The following is a 12,253-nucleotide window of genomic DNA, read 5'->3' on the forward strand; positions in this document are numbered from 1 at the left end:
CACCACGCCACCGACTGAACCGGTGGCGAGGAGGCCGGCCGGGATCACGCGGCGGACGGGAATCCGGAGGGCTCGTCGGGAGAAGGCCCCCGGCCGCCCAGGCGCCAGACGCCGAGACAGTCGCGGAAGAGCCGGCGCGTCTCGGCGGTGGCCTCGTCGACGTCGAGTCCGCCGCGCAGGGCGCGTTCCCGGGTGGTGCGGGCCCTGCGCAGGGCGCTCTCCCTCGCGGCAGCGGCGTCGGCCGCCTCCGGGACGACGTAGAAGTGCCGGACCGGTCGGTCCCGGTCGGAGCGGAACGTGAACCCTACGAGCCAGACAGTCCTGGTGACCATGAGAAACGCCCTTCGGGCCATGCGCGAGGGCCACGATGAGCCGTTCGGCGCGCCCTTGTATTGCGGCTGGTCGTCATGCGGCAGATCGACGACGGCCGGGTCGTCGACTCCGTAAGTGTTCCCGGGGCGCGCCGGTCCCGTCATGCGTCACATGACTGTCGTCGTGACGTGCGCCACGGTCACACGTGCCGGCCCGTGCCGAGTGTGTCCGTCTCCAGTCGTGGACAGCGTGGTGGCTCGATCCCGCCTCTTGCTTTAATGACCATTCCAGAACTGGGGGTGGGGATGGACAAGGCGGAGTTCGGCCGGCTGCTGCGTGCGGCGCGGCAGCGTGCGCTGCTGACACTGGAGAGCCTGGCCGAGGCGTCCGGCGTGAGCGTGCGGGCCATCAGCGACATGGAACGGGGGCAGAGCCTGCCGCGGCAGGCGACGCTGAGCGAGCTGATGGACGCCCTGGAACTCGACGAGGACGAGCGGCGGCGCTTCGTGGAGGCGGCGACGCGGCGTACCGAGAAGATCCCCCGGCAGTTGCCGCCGGACCTCGCGACGTTCCGCGGCCGGACGGAGGCGCTCACGGCCGTCCGCCGGCTCGGCTCACACGTGGCCGGGAGCGGGGGAGCACACGTCGTCATCTCCGCGATCGGCGGCATGGCGGGGGTCGGCAAGACGACGCTCGCGGTGCACTGGGCCCACCAGGTGGCGGACCGCTTCCCGGACGGCCAGCTGTACGTGAACCTGCGCGGCTTCCAGGACGCGGGACAACCCCTGGACCCCGGCACGGCCCTCGCCGGGTTCCTCGACGCGCTCGGCGTGCCCAGCTCCTCGGTGCCGCGCGACACCGAGGAGCGGGCGGCGCTGTTCCGCGAGCGGGCGGCGCCCCGGCGGCTGATCGTCGTACTCGACAACGCGCGCGACGAGGAGCAGGTCAGACCGCTGTTGCCGGGTTCGCCGGGGTGTCTGACCATCATCACCTCGCGCAGTCAGCTGTCCGGCCTGGCCGTGACCGAGGGCGCCACGCTGGTCGGTCTGGACGTGTGGTCGCGCGAGGAGGCGCTGGCCGCGCTGGCGGCCAGGATCGGCGAGGAGCGGTGCCGGGCGGAGCCCCGGGCGGCGGCGGAGCTGGTGGAGCTGTGCGGGTACCTGCCGCTGGCGGTGGCGATCGTGGGCGCGCAGGTGAGCGCGTCGCCGCAGGTTCCGCTGGGGCCGGTGGTGCGCGAACTGCGGGACTCCCGGTCACGGCTGGACGCCCTGTCCAGCGGTGACCGGCGCGTCGACGTCCGTGCCGTGTTCTCGTGGTCGTACCGGGCCCTGACGCCCGGGACCGCGCGGTTCTTCCGGTACCTCGCCCTGTGCCCGGGACCGTCGGTGTCGGCGGAGGCCGCCGCCTCGCTCGCGGGCGTCGGTACGGCGGCGGCCCGGCGGCACCTGCGGGAGCTGGTCTCGGCGAACCTGCTGTCCCGGGACGCCGAGGGACTGTACGTGCTCCACGACCTGGTGCGGGCCTACGGCGTCGAACTCGTCGAACGGGAAGGGGACGACCGGCTCGGCGCCGAGACCCGTCTGGTGGACTACCTGCGCTACAACGCCCACTGGGCCAACCGGCTGCTGGGGCGAGCCGCCTCCAGGTCGGTCGGCCCCCCGGCCGAAGGAGCGGTGCGCGTCCTGCTCGACACCCGCGAGGAGGCGCTGGTCTGGTTCCGTCAGGAGGAGTCGACGGTCGCGGCGGCACTGCGTTCCTGGGAGGACCCGCGGCTGCTGCGGTTCCGCATGAACCTCACGCAGGACTGGGTCACCTACTACTCCGTCACGGGCCGCTGGACGGAGGAGATCGAGACCAAACGCATCGGCCTGGACGCCGCCGTGCAACTGGACGAACCGGCCGCCATCGCGCGGAACTCCGCGGACCTGTCCCGCGCGCTGGCGGAGACCGGCCAGGCCGACGAGGCCGACCGGCAGGTCGAGTTGCTGCTCGGGCTGCTGGACCGGCTGGACCCGGTGGACCGCGCGGCCACCGAGCGGAGCATCGGCTGGGTGCGGGGCCGGCAGAAACGCCACACCGAGGCCCTGCACCATGCCCGCAGGGCGCTGGAGATCTACCGCTCCCTGGGCGACGAGGGCACCGCGGCCCGCGAGATGAACGCGGTCGGCTGGTACCTCGCCCTCCTCGGCCGGTACGAGGAGACGATCGCCCTGTGCGCGGAGGCGGTACCGCTGCTGCGGCGGCACGGCAACGTCCGTATCGAGGCCGCCGCCCGGGACACCATGGGCTACGCCCGGCAGCGCCTCGGCGATCTCGACGCCGCCATGGCGGACTACCGGGAGTCGCTGCGGCTGTACGGTGAGGCCTTCGACGGCTACAACCAGGCCGAGGTGCTCGACCACCTGGCGACCGCGCAACAAGAGGCCGGTGACCGCGCGGGCGCGCGGGAGAGCTGGCTGCGGGCGGCCGACCTGCTGAGCGCCATCCACAGCCCGCGCGCCGAGCGGATGCGGGCCAACGCGGACGCCTTGGAGCCGCCCGCGGCACCCACCGAGCGGACCTGACCCGGCCGGTGTCGCCGGCGGCGCCCCCCGTGCCCTGGCCGCTCCGAGGGTGCCGCCGTGCGCCCGCTGCCCGTCCCGTGCCGGCGCAAGCTGCATGCCAACTGCCTGGTTCCGCGGCCTCCGCTCCAGTGGGATGGGAGCAGGCACGAGAGCGCTCCCTGGACGGGCGGGAACGCTCGCACGGAACAGGGGGCACGATGAACGCGCAGACCAGGCTCTCCCCTCTCGTCACGGTCGAGGAGGCGCAGCCCGCGCTGTCACTCGTCACTCCGCGCCGCGGGGCGCTGTCGGACGGCCCGGGGCTCGTCGGCCGCGACCCGGAACTGCGGGCGCTGGAGGACTTCCTGCGCGAGGCGAGTGCCCACGGAGCGGCGCGGGTGGTGTGCGGGCACGCCGGTGCCGGGAAGTCGGCACTGCTGGAAGCCACCGTCCAGGCGGCGGCCGGCGGCATGCGCGTCCTGCGCTGCACCGGCATCCGGGGCGGCAACCCGCCCGACCTGTCCGGCCTGCTGCAAATTCTCTGGCCGGTCCTGGCGAACCCGTACGGGTCATCGGCCGCCGGACCGCTCGACGCCGTGGAGCGGGTACTGGTCGACGGCGCCCCCGCGCCGGGCGGGCCGTCGTGGCTGCCCTTCGCCGTCCTGCGGATTCTGGAATCGGTCAGCCGCGCCGGGCAGCCCCTGCTGGTCGCCGTCGACGACTGGGACGCGCTGGACTCCCCCAGCAGGGACGTGCTGACCTTCGTCGCCCGGCGGACCGAGGGCCATCCGCTGGCGCTGCTGATGACCTCCCGTCCGCACGGCACCCTTCCGGCCGCGCTGGCGGGCCTTCCCCGGCTGCCGCTCGGCCCGCTCGACCCGGCCGAGTCCGCCCGGCTGCTGGCGGCGCGGCGTCCGGGCCTGGACGCGCGGTCCGTACGCGAACTGCTGGCGACCGCGGCGGGCAACCCCCTGGCGCTGCTGGAACTCCCGGCCGGTGCCGAGGACGCGACCCCCTACGTGCCCGCCTCGTCCGACCGGCTGGCCTCCGCCCTGGCCCCGGGCGCCGCGCGCCTGCCCTCCGGGACGCGGGACCTGTTGCTGGTGGCGGCGCTGCACCCGGCGGGAGACCTCCCGCTGCTGCTGTCGGCGGCGTCGCTGATCGGGGGCGCGGAGCCGGACTTCACCGCGCTGGAGCCCGCGGAACGGGCGGGCCTCGTGACGTTCGACGGCATGCGGCTGCACTTCGGCCACCCCGCGACGGCGGGGGCGGTGGTCCACGGCACCGACCCGCGGCGCTGCCGTGCCGCGCACGCGGCCCTGGCGGCCGTCCTCGCGCCGGGCTCGGTGCAGATGCTGTGGCACCGGTCGCAGGCGGTCCAGGGGTGTGACCCCGAGCTGGCCGGCCGCCTGGAGGCGGTGCACGCCCAGGCGCTGGAGCAGTGCGATCCCTTCATGGCCGTCCGGCTGCTGCGGCGGGCGTCCGACCTGCACCCGCTGCCCGCGGACCGGGGCCGCCTCGCCCTCAGGGCCGCCCAGCTCGCGCACGTCCTCGGCCTGGAGCGCATGACGCGGACGATGGCGCACCGGGCACTTCGCCACCCGCTGGGCCCCCTGGGCACGCTGTGCGCCGAGGCCCTGGCCGGGACCGGGAACGGCGGGCAGCCGCCGGCCGACCCCGCCGCCTGGCCCGTGCCGGCCGGTGCCGACGAGCAGGAGAACGCGCTGGAGCTGGCCCGGATCACGGCGCCCTCGGTCGCGGGCGACGACGCACGCGCCGAGGCACTGCTGGCCTTCCTCGAGGGGATGCCGGACCTCTCGGAGGAACCCCGGCTGCTGCACGCCATGGCCACGGCCGGCCCGGTGCGCCGTGCCGCGACCGTCCTCGCGGGCGTGTCCGCCGTCCGGCACCTGGCGGACGTGCCCGTACGCGACCTCGAACGCCTGGGCGAGGCCGCGCTGCTGGCGGGTGACCCGCAGCGGGCGCTGGACCTGTACCGGCAGGCGGAGCGACGCCACCGCTTCCACGACCTGTCCGACCAGCTGCCCCGGGTGCTGCTCCGGCAGGGGCTGGCGCACCTGGCCATGGGCGACCGGGGCCAGGGCGGCCACGCGTTCCGGCGGTGCGCGGAACTCGCCGAGGCGTACGGCCGGCACCACCACGCGGCGGCCGCCCGCCTCCTGGAGGATCTCGTACGCGCTCTGCGTACCGGTGGCACGGTACGTCCGGGCAGTGCCGCGGACCTGGAGGCGGCCCGGCGCTCGGTGCGCTCGATCGACGCGGTGCTCGCGGTCGGCACGGCCTGTGCACTGGTGGAGGCGGGCGAGTCCGGGGCCGCCTGGCCAACGTTGTCATCCCTCCTGACAGACCCGCGCAGCCGCCCGGCGGCGCTGTCCGCCCTGGTCCCCTTCGCGGAGGCCGCCGAGGCCGAGAACGCCTCCGAGGAGGCGCGCGCGACCCTCGACCGGATCGAGGCGGAGCTGGGTGCCGAGTGCCCCCCGGTGATCGCCCTCCGGCTCGCGGTGGCACGCGCCGTCCTCGCGGACGACCAGGACGAGCAGGCGCTGTCGGGGCCGGCCTTCGCCGAGGACCTGTCCCGCTGGCCGTGCCTGGAGGCACCGCTGCGGCTGGCCCAGGGCAGGCGGCTGCGGCGCCGGCGGCAGTTCGCCGACTCCCGCGCGGCCCTGCGCCAGGCGGCGGCCGGGTACACCATGCTGGGTGCCGAGGCGCGCCTCGCGCGGATCGCCGGGGAGCTGCGGGCCTCCGGGGAGCGGGCTGACGGCGCCGCACCGGGCGTGTCCCGGCCGGTCGCGGCCCGCGATCTGCTCACCCCGCAGGAGCTGCGGATCGCCGAACTCGCCGGCCGTGGACTGTCCAACCGCGAGGTCGGCGAACAGCTCGGCCTGGCGCCGCGGACCATCGGCGCGTACCTCTACCGCATCTTCCCCCGGCTGGGCGTGACGGCGCGGGCCCAGCTCACCGAGGTGCTGCGGGACCTCCAGGCGGCCTGACGGCGGCCGGGGCCCCTTCGCGCGGACACACCTCGCCGGCAGGCTGCCCGGACCTCCCGCGGCCCGCCCCCGGCCGAGTCCGTCCGTCAGTCGGAGCCGATCCTCGCGGCGAGCTGGGCGCGGGAGGAGACGCCCAGTTTGGGGAAGATCTGGTACAGGTGCGAGGCGACCGTACGGGGTGACAGGCGCAGCTGTTCCCCGATGGCCCGGTTGGTCAGGCCCCGGGCGGCCAGGCGGGCGATGGTGAGCTGTTGCGGCGACAGCACGCGCGCCATGTCGTCCGTGGGGGAGTGCCCGTCCGTGGCCCGGCCGGTCGCCCTCAGCTCGGACGCCGCCTGCTCCGCGCGGGCCTGGGCTCCCAGGGTCCGCAGGACGGACTCGGCGGTGGCCAGGGGCGTGCGGGACTCGGTCACGCGGCGCCGGCGCCTGAGCCAGGCTCCGTAGCCGAACTGGGTCATGCCGTGCAGCAGTGGCCAGGCGCCGGCTCCCGGCCGCAGCGCCCGGCGGTAGCGGTCCTCCGCCTCGTCGTCCGGGGCGAGGACCGCGTCGGCGTACGCCAGGATTCCTTGCGGCAGGGGTGCGCGTCCCGCCTCGGTCAGGGCCGTGACGTGCCCGACGACGGTCCTGGCGTCGGCCTGCTCCCCGGCGGGCAGCGCCGCCTCGGCCAGGAAGGCGAGCCCCCAGACCTGCTCGAAGGCGTACGGCGCCGCCCGGTCGGTGAACAGCGAGCGCAGTCTGGCGTAGGCCTCGACGTACCGGCCCGTGCCGGAGGCGGTGAGGGCGCGGGCGAGCGTGGCCAGGTTCAGCTGCCGGTTCTGACCGAGGCGCAGGGAAGCCTCCTCGACCTCCGCGGCGTACTCCAGCGCCTTGTCGTGCTGCCCCCGCAGGGCCGCGATGATGGCCAGCGTGCCGGTGGCCCTCGCCACCCAGTCGGGCTGTCCCGTCCGGCCGGCGATCATCCGGCCCTCCTCGGCCAGGGCCTGGGCGGTGTGCCACTGGGTGCCGAGCCAGATCCGGCCCATCGCCCTCGGCACGAGGAGCTGTGGCAGCCGCCCGTACCGGCCGCCGGTGCGGACGGCGGCCTCCGCCTCCTCGAGCAAGGGCGCGGCTCGGTCGAGGTCGGAAACGAGGTGGGCGACCTGACCGGCCAGATGCTGCTCGTCACCGTGGGCCGGTCCCGGCGCGGGGTCCGGTGGCTGCGCATGCAGCGGTGAGAGGGGGGCGGTCAGCGCCATGACGGCGATGTCCCGTGCGTCCCGGGGCCCGGACCGCAGGTCCTCGAACGCCCGCAGGACCATGCCGCGTTCGCCGGGGCCGGCCTGCTGCCACCAGCACCTGCGTGCCGCCGCGTACAGCAGTTTCTGGGTGAGCGCGGGGTCCTGCGGGGCTACGGCGCGCGCCGCCCCGCACAGTTCGGCGATCCGCTCCCGGCCGACCGCGCTGCTGCCCGGCAGCAGATCGTGCACCCACAGCAGCAGGGCCCGTCCGTACGTCCCCAGCTCGCTCGGGTCGATCCGGCGGGCGTGCCGGAGCGCCTGGTCGGTCAGACCGTGGTCGCAGGCGAGTTCGGCGGCGCGCAGCAGCCGGGCCGCCCTGCGTTCCGGGTCGGGGGAGAGACGCGCGGCGTGTTCGAGTGCGGCCAGGGCCACGAGGACGGCGGTGCCCGGACGGGGGCCGGCCGCCAGCGCCTCCAGCCGCCGCGCGAGTTCCTCGTCGGGGCCGGCCACGCACTGGGCCGTGTGCCAGGCGGCGTGGGGACGGCTGGCGAGGCTGCGTCCGAGGGCGTGATGGGCGGCCAGGCGCCGGGCCGCCGACTCCAGGCGCAGTACGGCCGTGCGGAGCAGCGGCTCGGGGAAGGACAGCCGCCCGTCCTCCTCGGCGTCCTCTCCGTCGAGGTCCACAGTCCCGGTAGCCCCGGTAGCCCCGGTAGCCCCGGTAGCCCCGTCAGCCCCGGCCGACTCGGTGACGAGTCCGCGGGCGAGCGTCTCGGCGAGCCCGGTGCGGGCCGCCCCGCCGCTGCCCAGCAGCAGGGTGCTCGCGCGCAGGACGTCCCGGGTGACCGGTGAGGCGCTCAGCGCGGCGATGAGCAGCACGGTGCGGGCCGGTGCCGACAGCCCCTCCACGTCCGCCGCGTACGCCTCGGCCAGCCGGGAGGTCGCCGGGAGCATGCCGAAGCCCGCCGCGTCGCCCAGATGGCCGCCGTCCAGGGAGAGCTCCGTCAGGGCGAGCGGATTTCCCCGCGCCACGGCCAGGACGAGCTGCTCCTCGGCGTACCCGGTGGCCCGGCCGGCACGGGTGACGAGCGCGCGGGCCAGGGGAGGGGGAAGGTTCCCGAGCCTCACCGTGACCGCATGGGGGACCGGCCCGGCGTCGCGGGCCGCCCGCCCGGCGACGATCAGGCCGACCCGTGTGCCGCCGCAGAGCCTGGCCAGGGCGCGCAGGGTGTCGCGGCTGGCGTCGTCGAGCCGGTCGAGGTCGTCCACGCACAGCAGCACCGGCTCGGGTGTCGCGGTCAGCAGGCGCATCACCGCTGCGGCCAGCCGGGAGGTGGCCGACGCGGCCGGTTCAGGGGCGCCCGGCGGGTCCGGCTCGCCCGTACCCGGCGCGTCCGGTTCTCCTGCACCCGGTGCGTCCGGTCCCCCCGTACCCGGCGTATCCGCTTCCCCCGTACCCGGCGCGGTGACGCCGCCGCCGAACGCGGTGTCCAGGACGGCTCGTTCGCGGGCCGGCAGGTCGGTGATCCCGGTCAGGGCGGGGCGCAGGAGGCGGTGCAGCGCGGCGTGCGGCAGTCCGTGTTCGCCGGGTGCCCACGACGTCGACAGCACACGTATGCCCTGGCGGCGGGCCGCCGCCGCGGCGAAGCGGACGACGGCCGACCTGCCGGTGCCCGGGGCACCGCTCAGGTGGAGCACCCGCCCCTCGCCACGGGGCAGGGCCGTCAGCAGCGCGGCCACCATGTCCCGTTCCCGCTCCCGGCCGAGCAGACCGGTGCCGTCCGGCCCGGCGTCGTCCGAGCCGATGTGCGCACTCATCCTGTGCCTCCCAGAATCCCCCGATGCGCCGCGGGTGTGCCCGCGGCCGTCCTCCCGCGCACGTGCCCACCTGTCGCACGCGCGTTCACCGCCCCTCCGTACGGCTGTCCGTCCACACTCTCACCGCGTCACGCACGTGTGCCAGCACCGGGACGCGTGCTCACTCACACGTCCGCTCGTGCGGGAACGCGCTGTCCGCGCCCGCCGCCGTGTAGAGGTCGCGGATACTGACGTCGGTCCCGAACTCCAGACGGCCGAAGACCCAGTCGATCGGGTGGCATTCCCGTGCGTCGGGCAGCTCCACGACGAGGGGGACGGCCTCGGGACGGGTGGCCGCCGGGGCGTGCCGCCAGGCTCCGCCGTGGTGACGCGTCAGGATCTCGCCGACGTAGCAGCCGAAGGCGACGAGGGATTCCGCCATGTCCTCGCCGGTCACTCCCTCGGCCCGGAAACCGTCGACGATGTCCTCCACCAGCAGGATGCTCTCCGGACTGTAGTCCAGCGCGGCACCGCTGATGTCGGCCGCGGCCGCGACGATGGCTGCGGCGTGCCGGGGCGCGTCGGCAGGCTCCAGCGGGGGGTTCAGGTGCAGCTGCATGTCGGTCCTCGGGCCGTTTGCCGTCAATGGCTCCGAGGCTAACCGCACAACACCCAGGGGAACATGTCCCTGCCCGGATCGATATGGAACGTCGGAGTCCAGGCATGCGGACGAGGGTTCCCCGCGTGTCACGTATGCAGTCGATCGACTGGTGCCGCGGGTGACCGCACCTGTCAGAGTCGGGGCCGAGGCAACCGACGGAAAGGATCTCGGTGTGGCACGTCCTCGTCAATTCGACACCGACGCGGCTGTGGAACAGGCCATGGCCCTGTTCTGGCGGCAGGGCTACCGCGCCACGGCGATGCCACGGCTGACAGAGCTGCTGGGGATCGGCAGCGGCAGCCTGTACGCCGCCTTCGGTTCGAAGGACGGCCTGTACGCCCAGGCCTTACGACGGTACTGCGACGATCTGGTGGCGACGCTGGACCGGGAGGTGCGGGCGGGCGGTGACATCCGCACGGCCTTGCGGCGGCTGCTGCTCGCGATGGTGACGGCCGACGCCGCCGAACCGGAACGTGGCTGTCTGCTGGTCAACGCGATCGTCGAACGCGCGGCGCACGACGGCACCGTGGAGCAGGCCGGTACGGCCGTGACCGCCATCGAGGCCGTGCTGACCGAGGCACTCGAACGCGCCCGGGTACGCGGGGAGCTGTCCGGTGAGCGCAGTCCGGCGGAGGTGGCCCGCTTCCTGACCACGTTCATCCAGGGCCTGCACGTCATGGGCCAGGCGCGGGCCGACCGGGCGTTCCTGGAGCCGGCCGTGGCCGTGGCCCTGCGGGTCCTCGACTGAGACCGCGCGCCCGTCGGGCATGTGGCCGCGGCCGGTCCCTCCGGTCCCCGGACCCTCCCACACGGCCGTGCCTGTGGTCTCCGCGTCGCCGGGCGGCAGTCAAACGACTGATCCCCGGCAGGCCCGTGACCTCGACAATCACAGGAGACTGGCGACCGCTAGGAAAGGAACCGCACACCCATGACGGTCATCGACAGCCCACTGCCGGACGAGGAGCGCGAGATCGCGGGGCACGCCCTGCAGGCGACCCTGGTCGATCTGCTCGACCTGTCCCTGGTGGCCAAGCAGGCGCACTGGAACCTGTACGGGCCGCGTTTCCGTTCCATCCACCTCCAGCTCGACGAAGTGGTCACCACCGCACGCGACCACGCCGACGTGGTGGCCGAACGCGCCGCCGCGCTGGGCGTCAGCCCGGACGGCCGGGCCGCCACCATCACCGCCACCAGCGGTGTGCCCGCCTTCGCGCCGGGCTGGACGAGGGACGTCGACGCGATCGAGGCCCTGGTGCGGGCGTTCGCCGCCGTCATCGGGCGGGTGCGGGAGCGCATCGAGGAGACCGGCCCGGCGGACGCCGTGACCCAGGACCTGCTGATCGGCCTGACCGCCGATCTGGAGAAGCAGAGCTGGATGTTTCAGGCCGAGAACCGGGGCTGAGGGGGCACGGGGACGGTCCCCCGCGAGAACCGGGCTGAAGAGGGCACGAGGACGGCCCTCGCGGGGGCCGTCCCGCAGCACACGTGTGCGGGTCCGCCCCGGCGCGGGACCGTCACTGCCGGCGGCGCGCCCGCAGGGCGGCTGCCTTGACGCGGTTCCCGCAGGTCCGCATCGCACACCATTCCCGCCGGCGGCCCCGCGAGCGGTCGAGGTAGACATGTGTGCAGTCGGGGCGTCCGCACTCGCGCAGCAGCGCGGCGTCCCGGCCCGCGACGATCTCGACCGCCTCGCGCGCCAGGTCGGCCAGGGCCTGGGCGGCCGTACCGCGGCGGCGCGTGCCGCCGGGACCCAGCCACAGGGCCACCGGGACTCCGGCCGCCCGGCGGTTCACCGCGGTGACCGCGCCGGCGGGAAGGGCGGCGCCGTCGAGCCGTGCCCGCACCAGCAGGTAGATCGCCTCCCGCAGCTCCAGGGCCGCACGCAGGTCCGCGTGGTCGGAGGCGGGCCGCTCGTCGAGCAGCCCGGACTCCACGAACCAGGAGTCGAGCAGCCCGGGGACGCCGATCCGCTCGATCGGAACCGCCGCACGTCGCTCCTGCAGGGTCCCCACGAAGTCGAGGGTGAGCGTTCCGCACGGAAACTCATGTCTCACACGGTCCTCCTGACACAGGGAAGTGGACGCCCTTCCAGAGTAACCACCTTGACAGGTGACGAACCTCCATGGGAATCTCACGTCACCGGTCAGACCAGTTACTTCTCAGTGAGGAAACCCCATGGCAGTCGTACGGTTCCATCTCGTGTCCACGCTCAGCCCCAAGGACGTGCTGCACGTACTGACCGACTTCGGCCCCTCCCGGGCACAGGCCTGGCCCACGATCGACGCCGGACACTTCGAGGTCCACGGCCTCGGCGACACCTGGGCCGAGGTCACCGAAGGCACCGCCGCCGCCTGGGAGCGCGCACGCTACGAGTGGGAGCCGGACGGTGACACGGTCACCGTCACCACCCTCGACTCCAAGCTCTTCGGAGCCGGCGGCGGCTGGGTCTTCCGGATGACTCCCGAGAACGACGGCACCCGCGTCGACGTCGAACTGACACGGCAGCCCAGCACCCTCAAGGGCAAGATGCTCGCCTCGCTCCTCCCCCTCGCCGCCCCCTCGTCCCTGCGCAAGTCCTTCTCGGGCCCCCTACAGGCGCGATGAGCCGCCTGCGGGCCCCGGAAGGATCCGGAGGGAACGGCGGTCCGCATGCCGAAGGGGCCGACAGCGCGCGCTGTCGGCCCCTTCGGCATGTGCACCGGCCCGGGTTCAGTC

The 12,253-nt window shown here is 74.8% G+C and carries 9 protein-coding genes; 5 read left to right on the forward strand and 4 right to left on the reverse strand.

Annotated features, from left to right (window positions below; translation table 11 throughout):
• Positions 1-44: 44 nt before the first annotated feature.
• Positions 45-332: a hypothetical protein gene (locus LG395_RS40635; RefSeq protein WP_225814578.1), complete on the reverse strand. Its 288-nt coding sequence runs from the start codon at positions 330-332 to the stop codon at positions 45-47.
• Positions 333-590: 258 nt separating this feature from the next.
• Here LG395_RS40635 and LG395_RS40640 point away from each other — a divergent pair, with 258 nt between their 5' ends.
• Together LG395_RS40640 and LG395_RS40645 are read left to right on the forward strand one after the other, a co-directional pair.
• A complete protein-coding gene (locus LG395_RS40640; RefSeq protein ID WP_225814579.1) occupies positions 591-2,876 on the forward strand; it encodes an ATP-binding protein in 2,286 nt (761 codons plus the stop codon).
• A gap of 197 nt (positions 2,877-3,073) precedes the next feature.
• Positions 3,074-5,866 (forward strand): AAA family ATPase, encoded by a 2,793-nt coding sequence (locus tag LG395_RS40645; protein WP_225814580.1) that lies wholly within the window; start codon positions 3,074-3,076, stop codon positions 5,864-5,866.
• Positions 5,867-5,952: 86 nt separating this feature from the next.
• On the opposite strand, the gene LG395_RS40650 is transcribed toward LG395_RS40645, so the two are convergent.
• Positions 5,953-8,898 carry a helix-turn-helix transcriptional regulator gene (locus tag LG395_RS40650; protein WP_225814581.1) on the reverse strand — a complete coding sequence of 982 codons (2,946 nt, stop codon included), beginning with the start codon at positions 8,896-8,898 and terminating at the stop codon, positions 5,953-5,955.
• A gap of 160 nt (positions 8,899-9,058) precedes the next feature.
• Positions 9,059-9,496, reverse strand: coding sequence for a hypothetical protein (locus tag LG395_RS40655; RefSeq protein WP_225814582.1), 438 nt, complete (start codon positions 9,494-9,496; stop codon positions 9,059-9,061).
• 214 nt (positions 9,497-9,710) lie between these two features.
• On the opposite strand from LG395_RS40655, the gene LG395_RS40660 reads away from it, so the two are divergent.
• Both LG395_RS40660 and LG395_RS40665 read left to right on the forward strand, forming a co-directional pair.
• Positions 9,711-10,286, forward strand: a complete 576-nt coding sequence (locus LG395_RS40660) for a TetR/AcrR family transcriptional regulator (RefSeq protein WP_225814583.1) — start codon at positions 9,711-9,713, stop codon at positions 10,284-10,286.
• Positions 10,287-10,466: 180 nt separating this feature from the next.
• Positions 10,467-10,940, forward strand: a complete 474-nt coding sequence (locus LG395_RS40665) for a Dps family protein (RefSeq protein ID WP_225814584.1) — start codon at positions 10,467-10,469, stop codon at positions 10,938-10,940.
• A 112-nt stretch (positions 10,941-11,052) separates the two neighbouring features.
• Here LG395_RS40665 and LG395_RS40670 read toward each other — a convergent pair whose 3' ends face one another.
• On the reverse strand, positions 11,053-11,592 hold the full coding sequence (locus tag LG395_RS40670; protein ID WP_225814585.1) for a CGNR zinc finger domain-containing protein: 540 nt from the start codon (positions 11,590-11,592) through the stop codon (positions 11,053-11,055).
• Between the two features lie 121 nt (positions 11,593-11,713).
• Here LG395_RS40670 and LG395_RS40675 point away from each other — a divergent pair, with 121 nt between their 5' ends.
• Positions 11,714-12,142 (forward strand): SRPBCC family protein, encoded by a 429-nt coding sequence (locus LG395_RS40675; RefSeq protein WP_225814586.1) that lies wholly within the window; start codon positions 11,714-11,716, stop codon positions 12,140-12,142.
• The last annotated feature ends 111 nt before the right edge of the window (positions 12,143-12,253 follow it).

The sequence above is a fragment of the Streptomyces spinosus genome (assembly GCF_020400655.1).
Lineage (GTDB): Bacteria > Actinomycetota > Actinomycetes > Streptomycetales > Streptomycetaceae > Streptomyces > Streptomyces argyrophylli.